At 64.2% G+C, this 25,842-nt stretch carries 25 protein-coding genes and 1 tRNA gene; 2 read left to right on the top strand and 24 right to left on the bottom strand.

Annotated features, from left to right (window positions below; genetic code table 11):
- Positions 1–174: 174 nt before the first annotated feature.
- The 18 genes from LU688_RS05810 to LU688_RS05895 all read right to left on the bottom strand — a co-directional run bounded on the left by LU688_RS05810 (position 175) and on the right by LU688_RS05895 (position 17,665).
- Positions 175–420: a hypothetical protein gene (locus tag LU688_RS05810; protein ID WP_003158614.1), complete on the bottom strand. Its 246-nt coding sequence runs from the start codon at positions 418–420 to the stop codon at positions 175–177.
- Between the two features lie 524 nt (positions 421–944).
- A complete protein-coding gene (locus tag LU688_RS05815; protein WP_003158613.1) occupies positions 945–2,969 on the bottom strand; it encodes a DNA topoisomerase III in 2,025 nt (674 codons plus the stop codon).
- A gap of 269 nt (positions 2,970–3,238) precedes the next feature.
- Positions 3,239–3,679, bottom strand: coding sequence for a single-stranded DNA-binding protein (locus LU688_RS05820; RefSeq protein WP_003158612.1), 441 nt, complete (start codon positions 3,677–3,679; stop codon positions 3,239–3,241).
- 73 nt (positions 3,680–3,752) lie between these two features.
- Positions 3,753–4,280, bottom strand: a complete 528-nt coding sequence (locus tag LU688_RS05825) for a DUF3158 family protein (protein ID WP_003158611.1) — start codon at positions 4,278–4,280, stop codon at positions 3,753–3,755.
- The gene (locus LU688_RS05830; protein WP_003158610.1) at positions 4,277–5,062 is read right to left on the bottom strand and encodes a PFL_4669 family integrating conjugative element protein; all 786 of its coding nucleotides are present in this window, start codon (positions 5,060–5,062) and stop codon (positions 4,277–4,279) included. The genes LU688_RS05825 and LU688_RS05830 overlap by 4 nt, the downstream gene beginning before the upstream one ends.
- A gap of 317 nt (positions 5,063–5,379) precedes the next feature.
- Positions 5,380–6,624, bottom strand: coding sequence for an STY4528 family pathogenicity island replication protein (locus LU688_RS05835; RefSeq protein WP_003158609.1), 1,245 nt, complete (start codon positions 6,622–6,624; stop codon positions 5,380–5,382).
- Between the two features lie 3 nt (positions 6,625–6,627).
- A complete protein-coding gene (locus LU688_RS05840) occupies positions 6,628–7,188 on the bottom strand; it encodes a DUF2857 domain-containing protein (protein WP_003158608.1) in 561 nt (186 codons plus the stop codon).
- 15 nt (positions 7,189–7,203) lie between these two features.
- Positions 7,204–8,832: a ParB family protein gene (locus LU688_RS05845; RefSeq protein ID WP_003158607.1), complete on the bottom strand. Its 1,629-nt coding sequence runs from the start codon at positions 8,830–8,832 to the stop codon at positions 7,204–7,206.
- Positions 8,825–9,073 (bottom strand): hypothetical protein, encoded by a 249-nt coding sequence (locus LU688_RS05850; protein ID WP_003158606.1) that lies wholly within the window; start codon positions 9,071–9,073, stop codon positions 8,825–8,827. Before LU688_RS05850 ends, LU688_RS05845 begins: the two co-directional genes overlap by 8 nt.
- Positions 9,057–9,932: a ParA family protein gene (locus tag LU688_RS05855; protein WP_003158605.1), complete on the bottom strand. Its 876-nt coding sequence runs from the start codon at positions 9,930–9,932 to the stop codon at positions 9,057–9,059. The genes LU688_RS05850 and LU688_RS05855 overlap by 17 nt, the downstream gene beginning before the upstream one ends.
- A 42-nt stretch (positions 9,933–9,974) precedes the next feature.
- On the bottom strand, positions 9,975–10,187 hold the full coding sequence (locus tag LU688_RS05860) for an AlpA family transcriptional regulator (RefSeq protein WP_003158604.1): 213 nt from the start codon (positions 10,185–10,187) through the stop codon (positions 9,975–9,977).
- Positions 10,188–10,305: 118 nt separating this feature from the next.
- Positions 10,306–11,061 carry a hypothetical protein gene (locus LU688_RS05865; protein WP_003158603.1) on the bottom strand — a complete coding sequence of 252 codons (756 nt, stop codon included), beginning with the start codon at positions 11,059–11,061 and terminating at the stop codon, positions 10,306–10,308.
- A 551-nt stretch (positions 11,062–11,612) separates the two neighbouring features.
- Positions 11,613–13,541, bottom strand: a complete 1,929-nt coding sequence (locus tag LU688_RS05870; RefSeq protein WP_003158602.1) for a tyrosine-type recombinase/integrase — start codon at positions 13,539–13,541, stop codon at positions 11,613–11,615.
- 241 nt (positions 13,542–13,782) lie between these two features.
- A tRNA-Gly gene (locus tag LU688_RS05875) sits at positions 13,783–13,856 on the bottom strand.
- Between the two features lie 116 nt (positions 13,857–13,972).
- On the bottom strand, positions 13,973–14,857 hold the full coding sequence (locus LU688_RS05880; RefSeq protein WP_232888109.1) for an alpha/beta fold hydrolase: 885 nt from the start codon (positions 14,855–14,857) through the stop codon (positions 13,973–13,975).
- A gap of 378 nt (positions 14,858–15,235) precedes the next feature.
- Positions 15,236–15,928, bottom strand: coding sequence for a pseudouridine synthase (locus tag LU688_RS05885; RefSeq protein WP_160290812.1), 693 nt, complete (start codon positions 15,926–15,928; stop codon positions 15,236–15,238).
- Positions 15,929–15,960: 32 nt separating this feature from the next.
- The gene (locus tag LU688_RS05890; RefSeq protein WP_023631641.1) at positions 15,961–16,182 is read right to left on the bottom strand and encodes a cysteine-rich CWC family protein; all 222 of its coding nucleotides are present in this window, start codon (positions 16,180–16,182) and stop codon (positions 15,961–15,963) included.
- Positions 16,175–17,665 carry a sensor domain-containing diguanylate cyclase gene (locus tag LU688_RS05895; RefSeq protein WP_046856882.1) on the bottom strand — a complete coding sequence of 497 codons (1,491 nt, stop codon included), beginning with the start codon at positions 17,663–17,665 and terminating at the stop codon, positions 16,175–16,177. The genes LU688_RS05890 and LU688_RS05895 overlap by 8 nt, the downstream gene beginning before the upstream one ends.
- 212 nt (positions 17,666–17,877) lie before the next feature.
- Between LU688_RS05895 and LU688_RS05900 the strand changes: the two genes are divergently transcribed.
- On the top strand, positions 17,878–18,315 hold the full coding sequence (locus LU688_RS05900; protein ID WP_160290811.1) for a hypothetical protein: 438 nt from the start codon (positions 17,878–17,880) through the stop codon (positions 18,313–18,315).
- Positions 18,316–18,342: 27 nt separating this feature from the next.
- On the opposite strand, the gene dspII is transcribed toward LU688_RS05900, so the two are convergent.
- Positions 18,343–19,449, bottom strand: a complete 1,107-nt coding sequence (gene dspII, locus LU688_RS05905) for an enoyl-CoA hydratase/isomerase DspII (protein ID WP_094010150.1) — start codon at positions 19,447–19,449, stop codon at positions 18,343–18,345.
- 128 nt (positions 19,450–19,577) lie between these two features.
- On the opposite strand from dspII, the gene ung reads away from it, so the two are divergent.
- Positions 19,578–20,270, top strand: a complete 693-nt coding sequence (gene ung, locus LU688_RS05910; RefSeq protein WP_094010149.1) for a uracil-DNA glycosylase — start codon at positions 19,578–19,580, stop codon at positions 20,268–20,270.
- A 33-nt stretch (positions 20,271–20,303) separates the two neighbouring features.
- On the opposite strand, the gene LU688_RS05915 is transcribed toward ung, so the two are convergent.
- The 5 genes from LU688_RS05915 to LU688_RS05935 form a co-directional block, all read right to left on the bottom strand.
- The gene (locus tag LU688_RS05915; protein ID WP_038705536.1) at positions 20,304–21,329 is read right to left on the bottom strand and encodes an AbrB family transcriptional regulator; all 1,026 of its coding nucleotides are present in this window, start codon (positions 21,327–21,329) and stop codon (positions 20,304–20,306) included.
- Positions 21,322–22,836, bottom strand: a complete 1,515-nt coding sequence (locus LU688_RS05920; protein WP_094010148.1) for a tripartite tricarboxylate transporter permease — start codon at positions 22,834–22,836, stop codon at positions 21,322–21,324. The genes LU688_RS05915 and LU688_RS05920 overlap by 8 nt, the downstream gene beginning before the upstream one ends.
- Before the next feature lie 3 nt (positions 22,837–22,839).
- A complete protein-coding gene (locus LU688_RS05925; RefSeq protein ID WP_023632081.1) occupies positions 22,840–23,298 on the bottom strand; it encodes a tripartite tricarboxylate transporter TctB family protein in 459 nt (152 codons plus the stop codon).
- 160 nt (positions 23,299–23,458) lie between these two features.
- Positions 23,459–24,439: a Bug family tripartite tricarboxylate transporter substrate binding protein gene (locus LU688_RS05930; RefSeq protein WP_160290810.1), complete on the bottom strand. Its 981-nt coding sequence runs from the start codon at positions 24,437–24,439 to the stop codon at positions 23,459–23,461.
- A 31-nt stretch (positions 24,440–24,470) separates the two neighbouring features.
- Positions 24,471–25,760, bottom strand: coding sequence for an OprD family porin (locus LU688_RS05935; RefSeq protein ID WP_038705539.1), 1,290 nt, complete (start codon positions 25,758–25,760; stop codon positions 24,471–24,473).
- Positions 25,761–25,842: the final 82 nt, after the last annotated feature.

The following is a 25,842-nucleotide window of genomic DNA, read 5'->3' on the forward strand; positions in this document are numbered from 1 at the left end:
GGAACCCATGGCTGCTGGCATGTGCTGACGAATCAGCGAACATGCGGGCAGCTTCGTCCGGGAGCCTCGCTGCGTCAGTTGGAAAACGGCAATCGGCCCAGCCCGGATTGATGGCGCGGAGACAGAAAACCCGCATCGAGTGCGGGCTGTCAGGGGGGGCGTGGGTGCGTTGGCTCACTCGGTCTTGTCGCCCAGGACATACTGCTTCCACAGGGCGAATGCCTCGTCCTGTCCCAGTTCGGCCAGGACCACAATGGGTTGCGTTTGCCGCGCACGCAGCGAAGCGAAATACGCCTTACGGTCGGCGATGGCCTTGAGGTTGATGCCATCGATAAACAGCAGCTTGCCGTCCTTGATGAACAGCACCTTGTTGCCAAGGTCGCGCTCGAACGCGGCTCGTACTTTCTCCGGTTGTTGCATGCGTCGGTTTCCTGTTGCTGTGGCCGGCCCTTGGATCGGAACGTTGATCGACGAGACAAAGGAGCCGAAGGCTCGCTGACCTTCGGCTCGGGAGGAAATAACCACCCGTGGGCTGTTGCAGGCCCGGTCGTCGCTCGAACCGTCTGCTCATCAGCAATCACACCCGGCCCATGTCGTGGCTGGGGCCGGCATCGTCTGGCGCACATCCGCGCACAAAGGGAGCCCGTTTTTGCGCCGGTGGGCACCGGCACTGAATACCGCTGACCACAAAGGGTCTCCGGGTGGCTCGCGCTGCCAGGCAAGCCATCGGGGGACCACTTCGCAGTGGGCGGGAGAAACACAGACCAGCAGAACACGCGGGAGGCGGTTCGCGGAAAAACTACCTTCAGGTCCCGCAGCCGGGGACGGCTCGACGGGACGCGCACACGGACAAGAAGGCGTTGCGCGCTGGGCGACCCGCAGGGGCGTGCGGGACACGGGCCACGCCTTTGAAACAGGGTGCGGCCCACGGGAAACGGAGTCGGTTAGGCGCCTTTGCGGCCGCTGCTACGCGAGCGCGAAGCGCCACGCTTGGGCGGACCAGATTCGACCGGCAGCGTGCCTTTGCAGTCGGGGTAGCGACTGCACGACCAGAATGGACCGCTCTTGCCGGTGCGTTGGCGCGTCGATGCGCCGCACTGCGGGCATGCTGGTCCATGGGCAAGCTTGATGGACAGGGACATGCTGCCGTACTGCGCGATCAACTGCGAAATCCAGGCGGCCTGCTTGCCAATGAACACGTCCAGCGTGAGCTGACCAGCCTCGATCATGTCGAGTGCCTGTTCCCACACGGCGGTGGTGCCGGGGTCAGCAATCGCCGCAGGCACGGCATCGATCAGCGTGAACGCCGCATCCGATGCACGGATGGAGCGTCCCTTTTTCACGATGTAGCCGCGAGTGATCAACCCGCTGATGATGTTGGCCCGCGTCGCCTCGGTGCCGATGCCCGTCGTGTCCTTCAGCTTCTGCTTCAGGCGCGGGTCGGTCACGAAACGCGCAACACCCTTCATCGCCTTGACCAGTTCGCCCTGCGTATAGGGCTTGGGTGGCATCGTTTTGAGTGCCTTGATGTCGGCCCCAGCGATCTGACATGCCATCGCTTCGCGCAACGCGGGTAGCACCTGGCTGCGTGCAGAGGCGTCGGCGTCCTCATCAGCGCTGCCTTCACGTTCGGGCTCGTCCAGCACCAGGCGCCAGCCCTTGACGACGACCTGCTTGCCCGTAGCCACCAGCTTCTGCTGGCCGCAGGAAAGCTCGGCCACGGTGCGGTCGAACTCGTGGTGAGGGAGGAACTGGGCCAGGTAATGCGCCCGGATTAGCCGGTACACGGCCCGTTCCTTCTCGCTCATGACGGAAAGATTCGCCGGTTCGAGCGTCGGGATGATGCCGTGGTGCGCTGTGACCTTGCCGTCGTTCCATGCACGCGAACGCTGGGTGCGGTCGAGCTGACCCATGATCGGGCGCAGCGACGGGTCGGTCTTGAGCAGGCTGTCCAGGACGGTGGGCACCTCGGCGAACATGCTTTCGGGCAGGTAGCCGGAGTCCGAGCGCGGGTAGGTTGTGGCCTTGTGCGTCTCGTACAGGGCCTGGGCTATCTGCAATGTCTCCTGTACGTCCAGCCCGAGCTGCCTGGAACAGACCTCCTGAAGCGTCCCCAGGTCGAACAGCAGGGGCGGGCCTTCGCGCACGCGCTCGGTCTCGACCGACACCACCTGGGCGCTGCCCGCAGCGCGAATCTGCTGCGCCGCCTGCTGGGCGACCGGCTGTTGCAGGCAACGACCGGCGTCGTCGGTGCAGCCGTCGGGCGCAACCCACTGCGCGGAGAAAGCCTGACCCTCTGTGGACAAAGACACGTCGATGGCCCAGAACGGCGCCGACTTGAAAGCCGCGATTTCGCGGTCGCGATCAACGACCAGCTTCAGGGTCGGGGTCTGGACACGTCCGACCGACAGCACGCCGTCGTAGCCCGCCTGCCGCCCGAGCAGCGTGAACAGACGGCTGAGGTTCATGCCGACGAGCCAGTCTGCCCGCGAACGCGCCAGCGCCGAGTAGTACATCGGCAGCGTATCGGATGATGGTCGCAGCTTGCCGAGCGCAGTGCGGATCGACGCATCGTTGAGCGCCGACAGCCACAAGCGCTCGATGGGGCCACGGTAGCCGCACAGGTCGATGATCTCGCGGGCGATCAGCTCGCCCTCGCGGTCGGCATCGGTGGCGATGACGAGATGGGTCGCCTTCGCCAGAAGCGCCTTGACGACCTTGAATTGCGTGGCGGTCTTGGGTTTGACCTCGACCCGCCACTGCTGGGGAATGATGGGCAACTGCTCCAGCGACCAGCGCTTGAGCGCCGCGTCATAGACCTCGGGTGCTGCCGCTTCTACGAGATGGCCGATGCACCAGGTAATCGTGACGCCGGAGCCGTTGAGGCAGCCTTCACCGCGCTGTGTCGCGCCGAGAATCCGACCAATATCCTTGCCCTGGGAGGGCTTCTCGCACAAGAACAGCCGCATATCCGTCCATCCGATTTCCGTGGTTCATTGAGTTGCTGGAATCGAGGATGCCGGTCCCCACCAGGGGCAACAGCAAACAAGTCGCAAGCGGTGGCGACCACTTTCACGGGATGGAATGGCTGGGGCGGAGATGGTATGCAGCCGGGGTGTGCGGGCCGGGAGCCGCGATTTTCGGGAGCACGTGGAATCCGGTGGACGTAGATGGAGCTATCCCCTGGGGATAGCTCGCGGGTGCATGGAGCGGCGAACAGTGGCCGACCCATGCCGGGTCACTTCCTACGCCGCGGCTCTTTTGGCGCAGCCGGTTCCTGGGCGGCCTGGGGCTTTGCCTCCGCATCCTGCGGCTTCGGGCTGAGGGTCACGGACTCGATGCGAAACGGCAGGATGCCGACGCTGCGCGCGTTGATCTGCCAGGTTTCGCGCGGCTGATCTTCGTTGTCCGTCCAGGGCTCGCGCTCCATGCGGCCGACGACCAGGATGCGCATGCCTTTCTGGTAGAGGCTTTTCCAGTGCGCGGCGTCGCGGTGCCAGATTTCCACGGGCGCCCAGAAGCCGCCGCGATCCTCGAAGTCGCCGCCTTTGGTGGGAACGGGGTTGTCGAAATACACGTTCAGCCGCAGCAAGCGCCGCGGCTCGTCGTTGCCGTTGGGGAACTCCCGGTATTCGGGCGGGGAGCCAATGTTGCCTTCGCCCCAAAAGTGCGTGCTCATGTTGCAATCTCCATGGTGGTTGAAATACCCGTGCCGCGTCGGCGTCGGGTGTGTGCTGGGGTGTCCGGTGCCATCACCGATCACGCATTCCAGGTGGGATGGACTTGAGCCGGCGCAGGTAGGCGTCTTCCGCCACAGCCGCCTTGCTGGCGCATTCCTGGGCCTGCCTGCCCAGGGTGTGCAACAGGCTGATCTGCATGTTCAGCGTGATGCGCTGAAGCTCGATCGCGTGCAGCTCGGCCAGTAAGTTGACCGGCGTGCCGGTGCTCGCCATCAATTCCTGCCACAGGGCTACGCCCATGGCTGAGCGGTCGTGCTTGCGCCAGCGCAAAAACGCCGTTCCTGCGCCAGTGGTTTGTTGGGCCAACTCCACGGGCAGCAGGTGGAAGGGATGCCCGACTGCCTGTTGCAGCACCTGCCGCTGAGCCAAGCCAATCAACTCGTCGCGCATGGCGAAGCACTGGCTGGCCCAGGCCTCAAGATCCCCCTTACCCTTAAAAGGCTTTAAAAGGCCTTTTAGAGAGGCCGCGTGTTCCAGCTTCACGAAGGCAGCCTGTTGCAGGCCCTGGAAGTAGCGGGGTTCGCGGTTCGGATCGCTCATGCCTGCTCGCCCTTGATCTCGCCGACGCCGACCTCGGGCACCGCGCCGGTGGCGGCCTCGTCGTTGGGGGCAGGCGCTGCAGCAGGACTCTCGACACGCTGTTGCAGGCCACGGCGCACGATGGGCGGCGCGAACTTCGAGCGGTGCGTGCCTTCCAGCACGTCCTGCGGCAGTTCGCCGAATTTCTCCAGCGCCGCCCGTGCTGCGGCGTTCTTTGACACGAAGTCGTCGCGCGTACAGCCCGAATAGCGGTATTGCTGGGCCAGCGAGAACAGGCTGCGCAGTGCATGGGCGCCCTCGTTGAGCCAGCGCTCCAAGGTGCTGCGGTCGATGAGCGCCGTGTGATGGGCGAGGATCAGTTTGCGGGCGATGTCGTCGTAGTCGGCCAGCAGATAGACGGCGGCAAAGCCGAGCTGCGCATTGACGAACAGCGGCAACTTGACGGGTTGCACGTTGAGGTTCTCGCCCAGGCTGAGTGCCGGCGGTACGCTTGCCAGCGCCTGATCCACCTGCTCGCGCAGCGCTTGCAGCGTGGTCTTGGTCTGGTCGAGCTTGACCTCGATGCGCAGCATCCACCAATCCGAGTACGGGTCGTCCTGCTCCGAACCGCGCCGCATCTTGTTCATTTGGGCGATGTAGCCGTTCAGGCCGACGATGCCCGGTCGCCCCTCGGCGGCGGCACGGCCATGCCAGATGCGCGAAGCGTGGTGGGTGTGAAGCGTCAGCGACATCGCGCTGCGCAGGGAGCCGAGATTCAGTTGCAGAGATTCATTGGTTGCCATGGTGTCCGCTCGTTGTGGGGAAAGGAGCGGTCAGCTTCGGCAGGAAGCGGAAGGCCGTCAGTCAACAAACCGAAACCTGCCAGACCCCGGTTCAGCGCGTGGTGGCCGCCTGCGGCGCGAGCTATCCCCAGGGGATAGCTCCAAGGAGCGCCAGCGAACGCTGCACGTCAGGATCAGGACGGACAAGGCCGATGCTGCGGCAGATGTTCGAGGCGAGGCCTGCGACTGCACGGCATCCGCCCCAACGGTGGAACTATCCCCAGGGGATAGCTCTACTGGCATCCATGGGCGTCCACTTCACCGCCTTGCCGGCCTGCTCACTTGCTGGCGAGCAGATTTCGCAGCCGCTCGATGTGCTGCCTGGCGACTTCTGGTGGCACCGGCTTACCCTGCGTTTGGGTCGGCGGTGCGGGTGGTGGCCGTTCGTTTGGTTGAGTGGGTGCCGGTGGCGGGTCTTTCTTTGCCCAGGCATTGAACTCACCGTGGATGGCCCGCTGGATGATGCCGAACAGATACCCTGCGGGATTGCGGATGCCGGGGTTGCTACAACGCGCGGCCCATTCGTCCAGCACGTCCTGCCTCAGCGAGGGATCAACTTGCTGCAATGCCACCTTGGCACCCGCCTGCTGTTCCGCCTTCAGTTGTGCAAAGCGCTTGGGCCATTGCAGATCGCCCAGCGCGCGCGCCTGCGCAGTAGTACGTATTTCATTAATACAACTACTACGTACTGTACGGGCCTGCTTCGGATTCCGAAGAGAGACGTCTGGCGCGGGTTTCAGCCCTGCTTCGGAATCCGTAGCGGGTCGTTCACGATTCCGAAGAAGGCTCGGAGCCCCTTCTTCGGAATCGTGAATGGCGTCTTCCTGTGGATAACTTTCGCAGGCCGTGGGGTTCTGGTTGGCGAGACGTTCGGCCATCACCTGCAACCGTGACGGGAGGGTGCGTCCGGCCAGTAATGGGTCTTCGCCGATTTCCTTGAGCGTGTGCAGGCCCACGATCTGCACGGCCTTGGCAGAATGGCCGAGCGCCTGGCTGACGAGTTGCAGGTAGTCCGGGTCGAGCTGCATGGCCTCGAACGGTGTCAGGGGTTCGTCGTGCAGCACGTACAGATTGCCGAGGATGCGGCCGGTCTTGGGGTCGCGCCGTCGCCGAACCAGGCTCAGCCAGCGGGTCAGGCGCATCAGTGTCAGCGCCCGTGCCACGGTTTCATGCGAGGCCTGGCCTGCGCAGGGCATGGACGCTAGCCAGGGGCGCAACTGCTCGTAGGTGGGAAATGCGGTCACGCCATCGTCGTTGAGCATCAGTCGGAACACTTGCCAGGCGTTTCGTTCCAGCGGCGTCAGGCGGCGGTCGAGGAACAACTTGCGTGGCACCGTCTCGTGCCGGTTGCCACTGAACAGGAAAGCATCGCCGGAGGTGGGCGTGGGCGACTGTGCAGGTGTAGACGCAGGTGCGCTGGGGGCGGGCTTGGGCGCAAGGTCTTTCAGCGCAGCATCGAACAGTTCTGCCAGTGCGATGGGGCCTTGGCGTAGGGCTCGTGGTGCGGTGTCGTCCACGGCCATGACTCACGCCAATCCCTGATCGACCCAGCTCTTGATCGAGGCCCAGACCACCGACAGAGGCAGCGACATTCCTTCGGCCAAGTCCATGGCGGCATCGAGGATGGAAGTGTCATCTTCGAGATCGACGGTTCTGCTGTTGGTCACGGCCTTCCATTGCCGCCACAGCTCCGTGTCCTGCTCCTCGTCCAGCACGGGGTGCCGGCCCTTGCGCTTGGGCAGACCGAGGATTTCACGGCGAAGCGCTACTTCCTGATGCGTCAAGCCATAGAACTTGCTGACCATCTCCGTGCTCGCGCCCAGCCTGAGCATGCGATCGACCGTGGCGATTTCCTTCTCCACGTCCTGCGCCTGCTGGAGCAGCCGCCGCAGCACTTCGCGGTTGACCGTCACTGAGCACCAGGAGACGTTGGCGTTGGCCAGCACGCTGATCAGCGCAGGATGCTTGAGGGCGTCCAGCTCTGCCTCGCCAAACCCCATCAGTTTGCAGCGGCGCAGTTGCCCATTGCGCAGGTCATAGAGGGCCTGGGCGATGACAGCCTGGTTGAGCGGGTGTGCTGTGGACATGCTGGCCTCCCTCGCTTAGGTTCCAGAGTCCGCAGCGCCGGCTTCGAGATCGAGCAGGCGGCGGGCCAGTCGCAGCAGGCGGAACAGCTTGACCAGCGCGGTGTCGCTCAATCGTCGGGTTACGTCGCCCTGGCCGTGCAGCAGCGCCGGCAGGTCGATGACGAGTTGCCCGTTGTCCAGACCGACGTCGGCGGGCTGCTGACCGGCCAGGCAAGCCAACAGCGCATGGACGGCACGGCCCTTTGGCGCCAGGCTTGAGGTATGGGCACGGCAGGCGAAGCCGATGCCTTCTGGACGGTCATCGATGCACTCGCCCAGGTGTGCCTCGCCCGCAATCTCGCGGGCAAACTGCGCGACGTGGATGCGCAGGTGCTCGGGTGTGTCCAGGCCGGGGGCGATGTACCAGACATCCGAGATCGGATAGAGCCCACCAGCCTGCACCGGGATGGACTGCAAGACATTCGCCGAGAAGTCGTGCGGCAGTGCATCGCCCAACTGGTCGGCGACCATGCGCTGGATGGACTCAAGCCGTTCCGTTGTCGGCGCCGGCGAGACGATGTGCTCCTGAAGCCGGTCGCCATCTGTCGCCGGGCTGACCGCGTCCGAATGACTGGCTTCCGCGTCGCTCTCGCCCGTCGAGGGAGTTGCCGTCGGCCTCGCAGCAGGTGGCGCAGTATCGGCAGGTGGGCGCGCAATGGCCTCTGGCTCTGGCAGGGCAGGCGGCGTCGAGGGCGGCGTCGGCTCGCTGACCAAGGCGCGCTGGCGGCTCTCGGATTCGGTCATGTCCAGAGCGAGCACGTCGTAATCAACACCCAGCAATTCGGTCATCTGGCCGATCAGCTCGTCCTGTATGCGCTGCGCAGAGAACTCGTCGGCCTGGACATCGAATTGCGACAGCACTTCCTGAAAGAACTCGTCGAAGTCCTGAACCAGTGAGCGGCCTTTGGCGTAATGCGCCCAGGTGCGCTCGCAGGCCTTGCGCATGACCGACAACCGCTCGACCTGGTGACGCCCCAGGCCGGCGTAGAGCACGGTCGGGATTGCGGGCAGCAGGTAGCGTACTGCGTCGGCCATCCGGCTGATGTGCGACTGCTGCACGGGGTATCCGTCGGCGGCCAGGCGGCGGGCCAGCTCGGACTGGCTCAGGGTGGAGCCGCTTTCCAGTTCGTAGAATTCGCGCGCTTTCTCGACGCCCAAAGCCCGCTCGATGAAGGTGAGGCCACCGCGCAGTTCGTTTTCCGCAAGATGCCCGGTGAGCGCGACGATCTCGCCACGCTCGGGCCACGGGCGGAACAGGCATGAGACCCGAAAAAATCGTTCGTCCTTGGTCTCCGACCAGAGTTCGCGCAGGATTGCCAGTCGCGTGTTGCCGCCATTACGGATGATGTAGTGATCGTCGCCGGGCCGCCGGGTGATGGCCGGAGCCGCGTCCAGACCACGCTCGCGGATGGATGCCTTGATTTCCTCGTACACCGGATTGCGCTTCTTGCGCGGGTCGTGGTCGTAGGGGCGCAATTGGTCGAGCGTCACGACCATGGGCGTGTCGGCGATCGGGTCGCTCAAGGTCGTTGCTGACGGGCCGCTGCGCTCGAACCCGGACGCAAGCAGTTTGCCGGCCATCTGCTGGGAAGTGATCTCAGTCATGGCCGCCCCCCTGCGCTTGGGATCGGGTCTCGCGCTCGGCGCGACGGATCTGCGCACGGGCGTTGAGGGCTGCCCGGTGATCGCTGGCCGTCGAACTGGTGTAGATCGCGGCGCAGCCTGACTTGGTGAACTTGAGGTGACCGCCCGCCGTGCGCTTGACGTGCCAGCCTTCGCCCACGGCGAACTCGATCAGGGCGCGCAGCCGGCTGTGACCTCGGGCCAGTTCATGTGCGTTGGCCATGGGGCCTCCTGGTATCAAGAGGCTGTGGCGGACGGCCGGACACTGCGGCAAATCGATCCTGCCACTGCGGGAGCAATTCGCCGGCAAGATCGCGCATGGTGGCGAGCGCGGCGGGAGCGACTCTGCCCACTGGCTGGCGGTACTCGACCCGATGCACCGGCAGGCCGCGCGTAGCAGCACGCGGATAAGCCTCAATGGCCGGCACGTCGGTAGCCAACACACGGATGTCAGCATGGTCCTGGAACAGATCGCGCAGCGCCTGCTGGATCAGGCGGGCGTTGGCGGACACCGGATGGACGCGGTTGATGAGCAGATGCAGCGGCGGCGGCGCGATGCCCAGCTGCCGGTACGGTGCAATGTCCTCCAGCAACTGCATGGTGCCGCGCCGCAGCTCGCGGGCGGCGAGAATTTCCGGGGTCACGGGTGACAGTGCGAGGTCGGAGGCCAGCACCGCCATCTCCAGCAGCACCGAGCGCGCGCCCTGGGTGTCGATCAGCACCAGGTCGTAGAGGGGATTGAGCGCCGGAAGCAGATGCCGCAGCCGCAAGCGCCCGTCCGGCGCGTGCAGCAGCAAAGTGTTCAGTTCGCCTCGGTGGTCGTTGGAGAGCACCAAGTCCAGGCCCGCGATGATCGTGCGGGACACAAGCTGGTCGAGGTCGCGCTCGTTGAAGGCCAGCAATTCATAGATACCGCCCGGCGCGCGGTGAGCCAGCTCATAGTATGAGGACAAGGTGGGCTGCACATCGAGGTCGAGCAGCAGCACGCGCAGTCCGGCGTCCGCAGCGAGACCGCCGAGGTTCGCAGCGGTGGTAGTCTTGCCGACCCCACCTTTGGTTGAAATGATGGATACGACCTGCATGGCGTTCTCCGTGTCAAGATGAAAAGTCCGCGGGAGAACGGGTCAGGCCCGGTTGTTGACGCGCTCGTCGATCCACTGATCGATTTCGATGGAGTCCCAGCCCACGGCGCGCACGCCCAGACGCAGGGCCTGCGGGAACTGGCGTTTCTTCATCAGGTTGTAGATGTGGGCGCGCTTGAAACCTGATTTCGCTTCGACTTCTTCCAAGCGCAGGATGCGGCGCTCGTTTGGCTGCAGTACAGATGTTTGCGACATGGCAGTCACTCCTGAACGCTCAGCGGCGTTTGTTGGCGTGACCTCTATTCAATAGACACGGCTGCGAAAAGACATTGCAAATGCAATCTCCGCGACTGCACATACAAGCTGGCAAATCTCAGCGGGAGGCGCTACGCAGCCGGCGCCTGGCGGTGGCAAACTTACCGTTCAATGTCCGCTCCGCGATGCCCATGGCGCCGCTGTGATGGGCGACCAGCGCGCTGACCACGGCCTCCTGCGTCTTGAAGCTGGAGTACGGCGTGCCCGATGGCGACTGGCCGAGCATCAGCTCCAACAGGCCGCCAACGATGTTCAGGTAGGTGGCCTCGGCTCGATCACTGATCGGACACTGCGCGCATGCCGGAATCACCGTGGGCTGCTTGAGCAGCGCGTCATGCTTGTCCTGCAACTCGCGAAGCTGACGTTTGGTCTGTTCCAGGACGGATTTCAAAGCCTGGCGTTCGACCAGCATGGCTTGCCCTGTTTCCAGAGAGATGAAGGGATGGGTGATGCGCTCGCTGCGGGAGAAGAGAAAGCCGGGCCGCTGCTCGGGGTAGTGCTGGCGCATCCAGCACTTCAGATCGACATGGCGCACCGTCAGATCAGGCGATTCGATCAACGTGGTGTCGCGCGTCGTGATGCCGTGCTGCCCGAAGGGCAGTTCCCCGTTGAGGATGCCGTCATAGATGCGGTCGGTGTACAGCCGCAGTTCGCCCAAACGTGGGCAGTCCAGCGACTGCGGCAGATTCATCGGCGACGAGACCGAAGCCAGAATCACCTGCTCGTATCGCAGCAGTCCGGCCCAGCGGATGGACGCTTCGAGCGGGCGGTAGAACACCTTTGATGTTGGTGCATCATTTTTGTTCTCGTGCATGCTCCGTCTCCTTCCAGGAGAAGAACTACAGGGCCGACTGCTTTTGCAGCCGTCCCCATGGTCGGCCTGTTGTCCGCGCAAGACGCGAGTGATGACGCCCGCTTTTGATTACTTCTGATCAGTTCGCGCAACGAGTAGGCGTTGTGTGCTCGATGTACAAAAATCCATTGAGCACAAGAAAAGCGAGCGTCCGTCGCGGCTCGACAGTGACGCTTGCGCTATCAGGATCGTGAGAAGTGGCGGTTCACGCAAAACCGTATCGGTATGGTCTGATACGGCAGCGGTTTGAAAAAGCTGCGAGCGGTCGGAATCTATTGATCGGGGCTTGGGATTGGCTGCGGAAATCCGCTGGCGTCATATCCGATCAGGATACTGATATAGCGAGATAGCATCACAGAGAAGTCGCCTATGGTGACTGCCAAGCGCAGATTCGACGCTAAACACTGCCTGCCAATACTTGGAAATCGCGAGTTGGCGGGTGGTCATGCAACGATCGACCTATTGGTTCCCTGCTTGGACCTTGACCGGACGGGCTGCCGTCCGGCCTCAGCTCAACGGGCGACCAGATCTTCGGGCGTATCAACCAACATTGCCGTTTTTACCAGGCGCTCTACAGTCTGCCTGGCCAGCACCGGAGATACTTCCGATTGCTCTGCAAGCTCATCGGTTTCTATGGCATGTGCGGCGACCAGTCGAGCTGCAAGATGCAGGTTGGTCGGATCGACTGCCTCGATGACTGGACACTTGCCCAGGGCATCGTATGGCCGCAGCAGTGCGTGATAGATGTGCCAGGTGTCGATGCCGCGCGGCACCAGCTTCAGGACAGCCTGAATCAGCTTGCGTTTGATGGGGTCGAGTTGCCAGTCCGGGACGCGCTGTCCACGGTGACCCAGATGGATCGACAGGAGATTGCCAGCCTGAATCTCGTAAGTGATCCAGCGGCGGGACTTGCCAACCAGCTTGGCGTAGTCGGCCACCGACAGGTTGTGGGATGCCTCGAACATCTCCAGCAATTGCAAGCGCTCGCGCTGCACCTCTGACAGCGTGGGTCGCGCGTACTCGGGCAGATGCACCGCCGAAAGTCGATAGACGGAAGCTGGAACCGCTGGCGCATCCGGTGCAGGCGCAACGATCAACTGAGGGGCGTTTGGATTCAGGGCGGGCGGCTGCGCTGCCGCCTGTCCGGCAATCGTGGGCAGACCCTGCAGCGTGATGGTCAGGTGCGTGCTGGCAACTTCGAGCTGATTCTGCTCGAACAAGTCCAGGCGGTCGGCCCAGTCTTGCATCATGACGCGGCGCTGCTCGACGTACTCGGCGTGGTTGTAGGTCGCGCTGATCCGATCCGGATCGGCATGCGAGAGTTGGGCGTCTACCCACTTGGGCGGATAGCCCAATTCATTGAGCGCGGTCGATACGGTGGCGCGAACGCCGTGCCCAGTGAGCTGATCTTCATAGCCCATGCGCTTGAGCGCGCCATTGAGCGTGTTCTCGCTGAGAGGTTTTTTCAGGCACCAATCACCGGGGATGAGATAGACCTGCGCTGGCTTCAGATTTCCCAGCAGATGACGAACGACTTCTTGTGCCTGCAACGACAGTGGCACGATGTACGGCGGGATGTCGGCGAAACGCTGGCGCTTCTTCTTGGTGAGCTGCTTGCGTTGCTTGAGCCTGACAACCGGGATGATCCACAGACCGCGCTCCAGATCGAACTGATCGGGCGTGGCGTAGCGCAATTCACCGGTGCGCACGCCCGTGAGCAGCAGCAGACGTAGACCCAGTTGCGTATTCAGGCGGCCGCTGTACTTGCGCAACGTCTGCAGCATGGCCGGCAGTTCGGGCATGCGCAAAAAGGGGTTGTTCTCCACCGGCGGCAGCGGCATCGCCACCACATCCAAATCCTTGGCCGGGTTGTCGCCCATGTTGGGCACCACCACCGAGGCGTAGGTGAATAGCTGGCTGAACCAGGTGCGCAGCTTCTCGGCGACCGACAGCGAGCCACGTTTTTCCACTCTGCCGATGATGTCCAGCAGGTGGGCGCGAGTGACGTCGTAGACGGTCAGGTGGCGCAATACGGGAAACACATCCTTGGCGAAGACGCGCCCGATCTGTTTGGGCGTGCTCTGGCGGCCCTCATTTTCCAGAGAGAGGCTGCGGTGGGCCAGCCATTTGTCGTAGATGGCCTGGAAGGTGTGCTCGCCCGCCAGGACAATCACGTGGCGTTTGCGCTTGCGTTCCGAATGCGGGTTGATGTCCTTGGCCAGCATGGCCCGGGCCTCGTCGCGCAGATGACGGGCATCTTTCAGGGAAAGCGCGGGATAGCCGCCGAAGGACATGCGCTCGCGCTTGCCGCCCCAAGTGAAGCGGAAGTGCCAGGCCTTGAAGCCGGTGGCTGAGATATGGAAGTAGAGACCGTCGAAATCGACAAGCGAATACGCCTTGCCGGTCACCTTGGCCTGTCGAACCTGGAGGTCTGAAAGCATGAGCCCAACTCCTGCGAAACGAGTTGGATGCCATGTTCCCGACGGAACCCCGGCTCCTCCAGCAACAATACGGTTTTGGGAACCTCCGCATTGCCAATGTACCACTCAACGTACCAGTTGGAACCGGCTGTGAGTGGATTTCGCTGGATGTCAGTGGATCGATATTGGGTGAAAATCCTCAATCCTGACAATGACTTACGACGTTCCCTGGCGTTCGGCGGAAGACCCTGGAAAGTCGAAGTGGAGCGGGTAGAGGGAATCGAACCCTCCTCAATAGCTTGGGAAGCTATAGTTTTACCAATAAACTATACCCGCTTCGAAGCAAGACTTTTTACCAGAACCCTCCTCGAATGAGAAGCCCCAAGCTTGTAAAAAAGCCTGTCGGCGGCCCGTAGCCTGAGGGTGGCGAGGGCTACAGGACGCCGATGCGGTCAGATCGCCAGTGCATGCTGCCCCGGTTCCTGTGTGTAGCGTTGGCGGGATTCACGCAAGGCCGGCTTGAGGAAACCGAGCATGGCATCGCGGGTATCCTCGCAGGCGCTTTTGTGTTCCATGTCCAGGAAGTGGCCGGCACCGCGGATCACGCTGAACTGGCTGCGTCCGACATGGCGGCTGAACTGGCGCGCATCCTCGACGGTGGTGTACTCGTCGCGGTCGCCGTTGATGAACAGCACCGGGATGTCGATGTTGCGCGCGGCCTTCAGCGCCCGCTCCAGGTCGTGGTCGAGCACCTGGTTGATGTGGAAGTGCATCTGCGCGTACTCATGGCTGTCCAGGCTGCTGACGTGCCGGTAGTTGAAGCGCTTGAACAACGACGGCAGGTACTTGCCGATGGTGTCGTTGACCAGGTTGCCCACCTGGTAGCGGTCGCAGGCGGCGAGGTACTGGCAACCGCGGTCGAGGTAGTCGCGCATCGGTTCGTTGATCACCGGCGAGAACGAGCTGACGATGGCCTTCTTCACCAGCCGCGGCTGGTGCGCCAGGGCCAGCAGGGTGCAGGCGCCGCCCCAGGAGAACGACATCACGTGATCGGCACGGAAGTGCTCGATCAGCTCAAGCAGGATGTGCGCCTCGGTTTCCTTGGTCAGTAACCGTTCATGGCGGTTGTGGGGTTTCGACTTGCCGGCGTACGGCTGGTCGTACAGCACCACGTTGAACTGCGGGTGCAGGCTGCGCACTGTCTGTGCAAAGGACGCCGTCGTGGCCAACGAGCCATTGATCAGAATGATCGTCTTCTCGGCGCCCTGCGCGCGATGGAGCTCCGTGTAAACCCGGTACTGCCCTTGGATATCAAGTACAGCGATTTCTGGCCTCATGTCATCGACTCCTGGCGCAAAAAGGGTATTCGCGTCACCTCGTGGCCTGCGTGGTCGCTTGGCGGGCTGGCGCCGAACCGACCGGAATGGCCATCAGGGTGCACGTGCTTTATGACAGGTAGGCATTCGCCTGGAACTGAAAACCGGTGGGCCCTTGTGTCGATCCTTGACGCTGGTGTCGACGGTATTGTTGTGGCGGGCGATTACCGTGCCCCAGGGCATCGAGACCCCAGGTGGCCGGTAAAGGGCGTCTTGGACTGCGGTTGTGACTGGTTGGTCACATGCAGACCGACGAGTTAGCAGTCAAGCAGCGCGGCTAGGATCGCGCAAGTGCCGTCGGGACAATCTTTGGTGGGAAACCGCCGAATGGTGATCGGCTCAGACCGAGGCGATTTCCGCGTCGGTCAACGCCCTGAACTCTCCAGTATGCAATATCGGGTCCAGGGTGATCGACCCCATGCTTTCCCGATGCAGCGCCACCACCTTGTTCTGGAAGTGTCCGAACATCCGCTTCACCTGGTGATAGCGGCCCTCGACGATGGTCAGGCGCGCGCTGCGCGGGCCGAGGATATCCAGCTGCGCGGGCAGGGTGGTGAGGTCTTCGAAGGCGAAGTAGAAGCCTTCACGGAACCTCTCGACGTAGTGCGCACCAATCTCGTCTTCGGTGTGCACCAGATAAGTCTTGGGCTGCTTGGTCTTTGGCTGGGTCAGGCGCCGCGACCACTGGCCATCGTTGGTCAGGATCATCAGCCCGGTGGTGTTGTAGTCCAGGCGCCCGGCGATGTGCAACTCATCGCGCAGCGCCGCCGGCAGTAGGTCGAGCACGGTGCGGTGCTGTGGGTCCTGGGTGGCGCTGACGCAACCGCTGGGCTTGTGCAGCATCAGGTAGCGTGCCGGGTGCCCGGCCTGGAGCACCTGCTCGTCTACTGCGACGCGGCTGAATTCACGCACCTCCAGCAGTGGGTCGGCGGTCGCCACTCCGTCCACGCGCACACGCCCTTGCGCCAGCAGCAGGCGCACTTGCTGGCGGTTGTAGCAGGGCAGGTTGCCGAGGAATCGGTCGAGGCGCATGGTGGGTCGTCTGCGGGAAATCGGCGCGCAGTCTAACGGATAGTGCGCGCCTGCGCTGCCTTGAGCTGCGCGTCCACCTGTGCGCAGCGCGGGCACAGGCAGGCCTTGTCGCGCAGTTCTGCGGGCAGGGCTTCGATGACTGCCGAGTCGATGACCACCTCGAAGCACCAGCAGCCTTGCGTGGCGCTGCGTGGATCGGCCAGGCCGCATTGGTTGAGGGCGCCGCAGGCGGGGCAGCGTTGGGGGTCAGGCATGGTCGGTTCCGGGCATCTCGCTGCAGACGCGGTTGCGTCCACCTTGTTTGGCACGATAGAGGGCGTGGTCGGCGCGGGTCAGCAGATTGTGCAGGCTGTCGCCGCGCTGCAGGGCAGACAGGCCGATGCTCGCGGTCAGGCGCAGTGGCTGGTCGGCATAGCTGAAGGTCAGTTGCTCGGTGCGCCGACGGATCTTCTCCGCCACTTCGATGGCCTGGCGGCCTTCGGCTTCACGCAGCAGCACGATGAACTCCTCGCCGCCCCAGCGGCAGAGTATATCGGACTGGCGCAGGCTGCTCTGCAGCACATTGGCGAACTGGCGCAGCACTTCGTCGCCGGCCAGGTGGCCGTGAGTGTCGTTGAGGGCCTTGAAATGATCGAGGTCGATCAGCAGGGCGACCAGCGGCGCACTGTCGCGCTGGGCCTCGACCAGCGCCTGGCCGGCCAGCAGGTCGAAGCTGCGGCGGTTGGGCAGGCCGGTGAGGCTGTCGAGGGTGGCCAGCGCCTCGGCGTTGTCCTGGTGGCGCTTGACCATGGCGTTGAGCAGCGACAGCACGACCAGGGTGATCATCGCGCAGATCGCCAGGTTCAGGTACAGCGACTGGCGGATGCGCTCCAGGGCGCCGGTCTCGCGCTTGTCCACCAGCAGGTACCAGCCCAGCTCCGGCAGCAGGCGCACGTTGAGGAAGTGGCTGTGGCCGTCGTTGTCGGTGTACTCATGGCTGCCGGTGGTGGGTGTCGGCATGCGCGCCAGCAATGCCTGCCACTGGTTGCTGTCGGCCAGTTGCTGGCCGGCGCGCAAGCCGTGGGGACCACCGTCGGAGCCGGTCAGCAGGACCTTGCCCTGCGCATCGGTGAACAGCACCGATCGCTGGTACCTGCGTTGATAGTCATCGATCAGGCGCACCACCGACTCCACGCTCAGGCCCACCCCGGCGGCGCCGATGAAGCGTTGCTGGTAGTCGAGCACGCGGTGGTTGATGAATACGGTGAGCTTGTCCTGGTTGGCCATGTCCAGGTCGACATTGATCTCGTAGGGTTTGTTCGACTGGCGCAGGCGGAAGTACCAGGCGTCGCGCCAGGCATCGGGGCGTACCTGCTTGAGCACGCCCTTGGCCTGGTAGTAGGTGAGGCTGCGGTCGGAAACGAAGAAGCTGGTGCAGGTGACCTGGCTGCCCATCACTTCGCCGAGGTAGCGGGTGACGCGCGTGGTGTCCTGCTCGCCGCCCAGTACCCAGTCCCGCAGGAAGGTGTCCTGGGCCATCATCGATGAGATCAGCACTGGGCGAATCAGGTCTTTCTGGATTTCCGAATAGACCGTGTCGGAGGTCAGCGGCAGCTCGGTGTTGACGATCCCGTCGCGGATCGCCCCGCGCGAGGCGTAGTAGCTCAACAGCGAGGTGGCCAGGAAGCCGCAGGCCAGCAACAGCAGCAGGGCAAGGATCAGCGAGCGTTGCGAGAACAGGGCGGAGGGCGAAGGCATGATCTTCCCGTGAAGTGTGCCGGTGGCCACATTCTAGTGAGATGACCGAAAAATGACTGCATGTTTTTCAGGGTTATACGACCTGTTTCAATTTGTTGCAGAAATGGCACCGAACCCTGGCGCGACTGTCTTATCCAGTGTCGATGAACGCATTGCCATCGACGCCCGCCAGCGCCGCTGTGCCGGGCACCCCTGCGGTCCAGGAGGCCGCCATGTACCCACGAATCCTGCTCATCGTCCTGCTCGGACTGCTGACATCGGCCTGTGCCCCTTATTACGCGGACAACGGCTATTACCGGCGTGACTACTACACCAGCGATCGCTACGTATACCCTGGCTACTACCGCCAGGATCGCTACTATGTGGCGCCGCAGCCACGCTATTACTACCAGCCCGCGCCGCGTTACTACCGGCCCGCACCGGTGCCGCAGTACCGCCCTTATCCGGCGCCCGGCGTGCAGCCGCGCTGGCAAGGCAACCCACGCTACGACTATGGCAACCGCCAGCGCTACGACTATGGGCGCGATCGCGACCGCCACGACTACCGCAATGACGATCGCCGAGGTAATCGCTGGCATTCGAACGGCCAGGGCAATCGCGACCGTCGACCAGACGGCGGGCGAGGTAGCGAGCGGGGCTGGTCGCGTTGACCGCGTGCGCACAGGCACCGCGATGCGTCATCCCAGTTCTGCCAGCGGGTGCCGCCCCTCCCAGACCTTGCTGAAATGCGCTTCCACCACCGCCGCTGGTACCTGCGCCACATCCGGCCAGTGCCAGTGCGGGGTGTTGTCCTTGTCCAGCAGGCGGGCGCGCACCCCTTCGCTGAACTCCGGGTGACGGCAGCAGTTCAGGCTCATTGTGTACTCCATCTGGAATACCTGGGCCAGCGAAAGGTGCCGTGCCCGGCGGATCTGTTCCCATACCAGGTGCGCCGTCAGCGGGCAGCCCTCATGCAGGCGCTGACCCGCCGCCGCCAGCAACGGATCGGCATGCCGGGCCAGGCCGGCCAATGCCCGCCAGGCCGCGACGGGGTCGGCCACGTCGAGCACTTCGTCGATCACGGCCCGACGTGCCAGCCATTGCCCTTCGGGCAGCTCCACGCAGGCACGGTGCTGTTCGGCCTTGAGCAGGCTGTTGAGCTGCAGGGCGGTCTGCTCCTGCCAGTTCAACTGCAGCAGCTCTTCGATCAGCGCCTCCTGCTGATGCTCGCCCAGGAAGCGGTCGGCCAGGCCCAGGTCCAGTGCGTCGCGGGCATTGAGGGGCGCGCCGGTCAGCCCCAGGAACAGGCCAAGCTTGCCGGGCAGGCGGGCCAGGAACCAGCTGGCGCCGACGTCGGGATACAGGCCGATGCTGATCTCGGGCATGGCCAGGCGACTGCTGGGTGTGACGATGCGCACTGCGGCGCCTTGCAGCAGGCCCATGCCGCCGCCCAGCACATGGCCATGGCCCCAGCACAGCAGGGGCTTGGGGTAGGTGTGGAGGTGATGGTCGAGACGGTACTCACTGGCGAAAAAGGTGGCCGCAAGCGGCGGTACACTGCCGGGGTGTTCGCGGCACGCCTGGACCAGTGCCCGCACGTCGCCGCCGGCACAGAAGGCCTTCGGCCCGTTGCCGCGCAGCAGCACGCAGACGATCCCGGGGTCGCTGGCCCAGGCGCGCAGCCGTTCGTCGAGCACTTCGATCATGGGCAACGTCAGGGCATTGAGCGCCTTGGGCGCGTCAAGGGTGGCGATGCCGATACGGGCGCCGTCGGCGCCGGTCAATACCTCGCATTGAATGGACATGGGTTACCTCGCGCAAATCATCCCCTCAGTATGGCCTGCCGCGCCGAAGCTGCCGGTCGTCGGTCGGATCGATTGACAAGCCGGCCAGGCTTTCCTAGTGTCGCGGCACTTTGCTTTTGGATGCCCCCATGACCGACGACGATCGCATCAAACTCGAGCCCAGCTGGAAAGCCGCGCTGCGTGCCGAGTTCGACCAGCCCTACATGCATCAGCTACGCGAGTTCCTGCGCGGCGAATACGCCGCCGGCAAGGAGATCTACCCGCCCGGGCCGCTGATCTTCAACGCCCTGAACTCCACGCCGCTGGAGCAGGTCAAGGTGGTCATCCTCGGCCAGGACCCGTACCACGGCCCGGGCCAGGCCCATGGCCTGTGTTTCTCGGTGCAGCCGGGCATCGCCACGCCGCCGTCGCTGGTCAATATCTACAAGGAGCTGCAGCGCGACCTCAACCTGCCGATCCCCAGCCACGGCTACCTGCAGAGCTGGGCGGAGCAGGGCGTGCTGCTGCTCAACACCACCATGACCGTGGAGCGGGCCAATGCGGCTTCGCATGCGAAGAAAGGCTGGGAATTCTTCACCGACCGGATCATCCAGGTGGTCAGCGAGCAGTGCCCGAACGTGGTGTTCCTGCTGTGGGGCGCGCATGCGCAGAGCAAGCAGAAGCTGATCGATGCCAGCAAGCACCTGATACTCAAGTCGGTGCACCCGTCGCCGTTGTCGGCCTACCGTGGGTTCTTTGGTTGCGGCCATTTCAGCCGCACCAACAGCTTCCTCGAGCAGCGCGGCATCGCGCCGATCGATTGGGCGTTGCCGCCGTTGTGACCTGAAGGAGGGCCGCGAAGCGGCTCATCTTGCTCAGTGCCTGGCCCACTGCCGGAACAACGGCTCGGCCAGAAACAGCACGAACAGCAAGCGCATCACCTGCAGGGCCGTTACCAGCGGCACCGACAGTTGCAAGGTCTCGGCCGTCAGGCTCATCTCGGCGATACCCCCAGGCATCATGCCCAGGGTCAGCGAGCGCAGGTCCAGGTGCGTCAGCAGGCTCAGCGCCCAGGCCGCGCCGGCGGCGATCAGCATGCACAACGCCGTGGCCAGCAGGGTGCGCCCCAGGAACGATGGCGCCCGGCGAAAGAACGCCCGGTTGAAGTGGCAGGCCAGGCCACTGCCGATCAACCACTGGCCGATCTGGCTGGCGCCGTTGGGCAGGCCTATCTGCAGGTTGCCCGCCAGGCTTACGCCGGCAGCCACCAGCAACGGCCCGAACAGCCAGGGGTTGGGTTGGCGCAGGCGTTGCCACAGCAGTGCCATGAGCACCCCTAACGGCGCTATCAACGCCAGCCAGCCCCAACTCACGCTGCCGGCATGGTTCAGCGGCACGCCATCGCCCAGCAGCAGTTTGAACAGCGCCGGCACGCACAGCACCACCGCCAGAACCCGCAGGCTCTGCGCCGCGGCCACCTGGCTGAGCACCGCGCCATTGCGCGCACCGAGGTTGACCATCTCGCCCGAGCCGCCCGGCATGCTGGCGAAGAACGCCGTCGCCCGGTCTTCACCGGTGCGCCGCAGCAGCCACACGCTGATCACACTGGAGAGGGTGGTGAACAACGCACCGAAGAAGATCAGCGCGAAGTGGCTGGCCACCTGTTCGATCACCGCCGGGGTGAAGTGCAGGCCGATGCCGATGCCGATGATCCACTGCCCGCACTTGCGGCCATTGGGGATTTCACTGAGCTGCCAGGGGGTCAGGCAGCGCACCAGGATGATCGCCAGCAACGAGCCGACCATCCACGGCAAGGGCCAGCCGACCTTGCTGGCGGCAAAGCCGCCCGCAAGGCCGACCAGCCCGGTGGCCCAGAACAGTGGCAACGACCGGTCAGGCATCGGCCGTTGCCCGGCGCTGCAGGGCACGTTTGCGCCAGATGCGCAGCAGCGGCAGGCTCAGCATGCACACCACCAGCACCCACACGCCCATGCTGATCGTGCTCGACCAGAGGATGCCCAGTTCGCCGTTGGAGATCGACAGCGCGCGGCGCAGGTTCTGCTCCATCAGACCGCCGAGGATGAAGCCCAGCAGGATCGGCGACAGCGGGAAGTCCAGCTTGCGCAGGATGTAGCCCATGATGCCGATGCCGACCATCAGGAACAGGTCGAAGGTGGTGGCATGCACTGCGTACACGCCGATCGCGGTGATGATCGCGATCACCGGCACCAGTGCCCAGTTCGGCACGGCAAGGATGCGGGTGAAGATGCGGATCATCGGGATGTTCAGGATCACCAGCATGATGTTGGCGATGAACAGCGAGGCGATCAGGCCCCAGACGATGTCCGGTTGCTGTTCGAACAATAGCGGGCCGGGAGTGATGTTGTACAGCGTCAGGGCGCCGATCATCACCGCGGTGGTGCCCGAGCCTGGCACGCCCAGAGTCAGCATCGGCACCAGGGCGCCGCAGCAGGACGCGCCAATGGCGGTTTCCGGGGCAGCCAGGCCGCGAGCGTCACCCTTGCCGAACTTGCCTTTATCGCCGGCGATGCGCTTCTCGGTCATGTACGCAACGGCACTGGCCAGGGTCGCACCGGCACCCGGCAACACGCCCATGAAGAAGCCGAGCAGGCCACAGCGAATGTTGACTAAGAATACCGATGCCGCTTCCTTGAGGTTGAACAGCATGCGCCCGGTGGCCTTGACCGCCACATGGCCATGGTGGGTTTTCTCCAGCAGCAGGAGGATCTCGCTGATCGAGAACAGCCCCAGCACCAGCACCACGAACTGGATGCCGTCGGCCAGGTGCACGCTGTCACCGGTGAAGCGGTACACGCCGCTGTTGGCGTCGATGCCGACCGCCGAGAGGAACAGGCCGATCAGCGCGGCAATGAACGTCTTCAGTGGTTTGTCGCCGGCCATGCCGCCGAGGGCGACGATGGCGAACACCATCAGCACGAAGTACTCCGCCGGACCGAAGGCGATTGCCCATTTCGCCAGCAGCGGGGCGAACAGCACCATGCCGCAGGTGGCGATGAAGGCACCGATGAACGAGCTCCAGGCCGACAGCGACAGGGCCACGCCGGCCAGACCCTGGCGGGCCATGGGGTAGCCGTCGAGGGTGGTCATCACGGTGGAGGCTTCGCCCGGGATGTTCAGCAGGATCGAGCTGATCCGCCCGCCGTACTCGCAGCCCAGGTACACGGCGGCCAGCAGGATCAGCGCCGACTCCGGCGGCAGGCCGAGGGCGAAGGCAATAGGGATCAGCAGGGCCACGCCGTTGATCGGGCCCAGGCCCGGCAGCAGGCCGACCACGGTGCCGATCAGGGTGCCGGTCAGGGCGGTGACCAGGTTGTACGGGCTCAGGGCGACGCCGAAGCCCTGGCCCAGGTAGCTCAAGGTATCCATGTGTCAGTTCTCCAGTACGTCGAGCAGGCCGAGGGGCAGGGGGACGTCCATCACCCGGTCGAACAGCCAGTAGAGGAAGATGCTCATGCCCACCACCACGAGGGCGCTGTGCAGCCAACGGCCACCGTACAAACGGGCCATGGGCAGGCCGACCAGGATGGCGCTGAGGATGAAGCCCAGCGCCTCGAAGGTGGCGGCGAAGACGATCAGCAGGCCGACGCAGGCCGCGATCTTGATCAGGGTCTCGCGGTCCAGTTCCGGCTCATCATCCTTGCGCACGATGGGCGTGGGGCGAATGGCCAGGTACAGCAAGCCCAGGCTCATCAGGCCGAGCATCAGCAGCGGGTAGGCGCGCGGGCCCACCGGTTCGTAGGAGAAGGCGGCCTGGTAGGGCCAGGCCATCACTGCCAGCACGGCGCACAGCGCCAGCAGGACGAGGGCGAAGAGGCGTTGCAGGATCATGTAGAAATCCTCGAAAAGGATTGCTGAAGCACAACTCGGGATCTGTGCTGGCCGTATCGCTGGCAAGCCAGCTCCCACAGGACGTCCGTCGCTTCAGAACCTAGCGCAGGCCCTGTGGGAGCCGGCTTGCCGGCGATGAGGCCAGTACAGGCTGCATGGCTTACTGGATCAGGCCGAATTCCCGGGCCAGCGCCTTGTAGTCCGCCACCTGCTTCTTCACATAGCCGTCCAGCTCTTCGCCGGTCATGGCGAACGGGAACAGTTCGCGCTGGTCACGCAGCTTGGCGAAGTCCTCCGAGGCCAGCAGCTTGTCGAACGAGGCCTTCCACCAGGCGTAGTCCTCGTCGCTGACCTTCGGCCCGAGGTAGAAGCCGCGCACCACCGGCCAGACGATGTCGTAGCCCTGCTCCTTGGCGGTGGGGATGTCTTTCATCTCCGGCTCGTCCAGGCGGTTCTCGGAGAACACCGCGAGGATGCGCATGTTGCCGCTCTGGATGTGCGGCATGGAGTCGGAAATATCGGTGGAACCCACCTGGATGTGCCCGCCGAGCAGCGCGGTGGCGATCTCGCCGCCGCCTTCCAGGGCCACGTAGCGCAGGTCGCGCGGGTTGATGCCGGCGGCCTTGGCGATCAGCGCGGTCTGCATCCAGTCCTGGCTGCCGACGGTGCCGCCGGAGCCGATCACCACCTTGCTCGGGTCCTTCTTCAGGGCCGCGACCAGGTCATCGAGGGTCTTGTAGGGCGAGTCGCTCTTCACCGCAATGGCGCCATAGCTGGTGCCGACCGCCGCCAGCCATTTCACTGCGTTCTCGTCGAAGCGGCCGAACTTGCCCTGGGCCAGGTTCAGCAGCGAGCCGCTGGACCAGGCCACCAGGGTGCCGGCATCGCCTGGCCGCTGGGCGACCACGGCGTTGTAGGCTACCGCGCCGACGCCGCCGGGCATGTAGGTCACGCGCATGGGCTTGCTGAGGATCTTCTTGTTGACCAGGGCGCTTTGCACCAGCTTGCAGGTCAGGTCGAAACCTCCGCCGGGCGAGGCCGGGGCGATGCATTCGGGGCGTTTGGGTTCGGCGGCCAGGGCGTTGCCGGCCAGCAGCAGGCAGCCGGTGGCCAGGACGAGGCGGCGCAGTGAAAAAGTCATCGTCTATCTCCGTGAGCGTTGTTGTTATGGGTTACCACAGAGCCACGCTGTAGCTCACCAGCAGCCGCACCTCGTCCGCGTCGCGGGCGAAGTTGGAGCGGAAGGTGGCGTTGCGCAGGCGCACGGCGACGTTTTTCAACGGGCCGCTTTGTACCACGTACTTCAGTTCGGTGTTGCGTTCCCACTCCTTGCCCTCGCCGCCGGCTGCGCGGCTGACATTGTCGCCGCTGATGTAGCGGGTCATGAAGGTCAGGCCGGGGATGCCGAGGGCGGCGAAGTTGTAGTCGTAGCGTGCCTGCCAGGAGCGCTCGTCTCTGCCGGCGAAGTCATTGATCTGGACGAAGTTGACCAGGTAGGGGTCGGCACCGTCGACGTAGGGGAAGGCGCTGTCGCCGGAGAGCTGCTGCCAGGCGCCGCTGACCTTGTGCCCGCCCAGGGTGTAGCTGAGCATGCCGTTGACGGTGGTGTTGTCGATCTTGCCGGCCTTGGCCGCGCCGGCATCGTCGCTGATCGCCAGGCGCAGGTCGGCGCCCAGGGTGCCCGGGCCCCACGGCTGGGTGGCGAGCATGCCGATGAAGTGCTGGCGGTAAATGTCGTCGAGCTGGGCGAAGTGGTAGCTGCCGGTGATGCGGTCGGTGAACTGGTAGTCCAGGCCGCCGGTGTCGAAATGGTCGGCGCTGAAAGTGCCGCCGAAGCGACTGTTCTTGTTGTTGAGGGCCAGGTCTTCCCAGTTGGTGTCGTTGCGGTCCTTGGCTTTTTCCAGGCGGGCGCCGGTGAAGGTCAGGCCTTTGATCTCCTTCGAGGTGACCAGGCCGCCTTCGAAGGTCTGCGGCAGGATGCGCCCGTCGTTGGGCTGCAGCGTGGGCAGCTCGGGGATCAGCGTGCCGACCTTCAGTTCGGTCTGCGAGACCTTGACCTTGCCGGTCAGGCCGAGCTTGGAGTATTCGTCGGCAGCCTTGCCGTTGTCGTGGGTCGGCAGCAGGCCGGTGTCGGTGCGGTCCTTGCTGGAGTCGAGCTTGACCCCGAGCATGCCCAGCGCGTCCAGGCCGAAGCCCACGGTGCCTTCGGTATAGCCGGACTCGAAGTTGAGCATGAAACCCTGGGCCCATTCGTCGCGCTTGGATTGCTGCGCACTGGTGCCGTCGCGGAAGTCGCGGTTGAAGTACATGTTGCGGGTTTCGAAGGTGGCCGTGCTGTCTTCGAAGAAGGCGGCCTGGCTCATGGGCGCGACACCGGCAAGGGCGAAGGCGCTGGCGAGGGCGGAAGGTCGGGCGGCGAGGGAACGGATAGGCGCGTACGCCTGCGGCTGCGTGGACAGCATCGTCGGTGACTCCATTTATTGTTCTTATGTGTTTGCACCTTGCTGGTGCTTTTTGCGGCGCGCGGGGCAGCCGTGGTGCGAT

This window comes from Pseudomonas soli (genome assembly GCF_021283165.2).
In the GTDB taxonomy this organism is placed as follows: domain Bacteria; phylum Pseudomonadota; class Gammaproteobacteria; order Pseudomonadales; family Pseudomonadaceae; genus Aquipseudomonas; species Aquipseudomonas soli.

What these genes read in the sequence shown, in the direction of transcription:
- LU688_RS05810 (WP_003158614.1), bottom strand. Translation starts at nt 420, where the DNA reads ATGCAACAACCGGAGAAAGTACGAGCCGCGTTCGAGCGCGACCTTGGC.
- LU688_RS05815 (WP_003158613.1), bottom strand. Translation starts at nt 2,969, where the DNA reads ATGCGGCTGTTCTTGTGCGAGAAGCCCTCCCAGGGCAAGGATATTGGT.
- LU688_RS05820 (WP_003158612.1), bottom strand. Translation starts at nt 3,679, where the DNA reads ATGAGCACGCACTTTTGGGGCGAAGGCAACATTGGCTCCCCGCCCGAA.
- LU688_RS05825 (WP_003158611.1), bottom strand. Translation starts at nt 4,280, where the DNA reads ATGAGCGATCCGAACCGCGAACCCCGCTACTTCCAGGGCCTGCAACAG.
- LU688_RS05830 (WP_003158610.1), bottom strand. Translation starts at nt 5,062, where the DNA reads ATGGCAACCAATGAATCTCTGCAACTGAATCTCGGCTCCCTGCGCAGC.
- LU688_RS05835 (WP_003158609.1), bottom strand. Translation starts at nt 6,624, where the DNA reads ATGGCCGTGGACGACACCGCACCACGAGCCCTACGCCAAGGCCCCATC.
- LU688_RS05840 (WP_003158608.1), bottom strand. Translation starts at nt 7,188, where the DNA reads ATGTCCACAGCACACCCGCTCAACCAGGCTGTCATCGCCCAGGCCCTC.
- LU688_RS05845 (WP_003158607.1), bottom strand. Translation starts at nt 8,832, where the DNA reads ATGACTGAGATCACTTCCCAGCAGATGGCCGGCAAACTGCTTGCGTCC.
- LU688_RS05850 (WP_003158606.1), bottom strand. Translation starts at nt 9,073, where the DNA reads ATGGCCAACGCACATGAACTGGCCCGAGGTCACAGCCGGCTGCGCGCC.
- LU688_RS05855 (WP_003158605.1), bottom strand. Translation starts at nt 9,932, where the DNA reads ATGCAGGTCGTATCCATCATTTCAACCAAAGGTGGGGTCGGCAAGACT.
- LU688_RS05860 (WP_003158604.1), bottom strand. Translation starts at nt 10,187, where the DNA reads ATGTCGCAAACATCTGTACTGCAGCCAAACGAGCGCCGCATCCTGCGC.
- LU688_RS05865 (WP_003158603.1), bottom strand. Translation starts at nt 11,061, where the DNA reads ATGCACGAGAACAAAAATGATGCACCAACATCAAAGGTGTTCTACCGC.
- LU688_RS05870 (WP_003158602.1), bottom strand. Translation starts at nt 13,541, where the DNA reads ATGCTTTCAGACCTCCAGGTTCGACAGGCCAAGGTGACCGGCAAGGCG.
- LU688_RS05880 (WP_232888109.1), bottom strand. Translation starts at nt 14,857, where the DNA reads ATGAGGCCAGAAATCGCTGTACTTGATATCCAAGGGCAGTACCGGGTT.
- LU688_RS05885 (WP_160290812.1), bottom strand. Translation starts at nt 15,928, where the DNA reads ATGCGCCTCGACCGATTCCTCGGCAACCTGCCCTGCTACAACCGCCAG.
- LU688_RS05890 (WP_023631641.1), bottom strand. Translation starts at nt 16,182, where the DNA reads ATGCCTGACCCCCAACGCTGCCCCGCCTGCGGCGCCCTCAACCAATGC.
- LU688_RS05895 (WP_046856882.1), bottom strand. Translation starts at nt 17,665, where the DNA reads ATGCCTTCGCCCTCCGCCCTGTTCTCGCAACGCTCGCTGATCCTTGCC.
- LU688_RS05900 (WP_160290811.1), top strand. Translation starts at nt 17,878, where the DNA reads ATGTACCCACGAATCCTGCTCATCGTCCTGCTCGGACTGCTGACATCG.
- dspII (WP_094010150.1), bottom strand. Translation starts at nt 19,449, where the DNA reads ATGTCCATTCAATGCGAGGTATTGACCGGCGCCGACGGCGCCCGTATC.
- ung (WP_094010149.1), top strand. Translation starts at nt 19,578, where the DNA reads ATGACCGACGACGATCGCATCAAACTCGAGCCCAGCTGGAAAGCCGCG.
- LU688_RS05915 (WP_038705536.1), bottom strand. Translation starts at nt 21,329, where the DNA reads ATGCCTGACCGGTCGTTGCCACTGTTCTGGGCCACCGGGCTGGTCGGC.
- LU688_RS05920 (WP_094010148.1), bottom strand. Translation starts at nt 22,836, where the DNA reads ATGGATACCTTGAGCTACCTGGGCCAGGGCTTCGGCGTCGCCCTGAGC.
- LU688_RS05925 (WP_023632081.1), bottom strand. Translation starts at nt 23,298, where the DNA reads ATGATCCTGCAACGCCTCTTCGCCCTCGTCCTGCTGGCGCTGTGCGCC.
- LU688_RS05930 (WP_160290810.1), bottom strand. Translation starts at nt 24,439, where the DNA reads ATGACTTTTTCACTGCGCCGCCTCGTCCTGGCCACCGGCTGCCTGCTG.
- LU688_RS05935 (WP_038705539.1), bottom strand. Translation starts at nt 25,760, where the DNA reads ATGCTGTCCACGCAGCCGCAGGCGTACGCGCCTATCCGTTCCCTCGCC.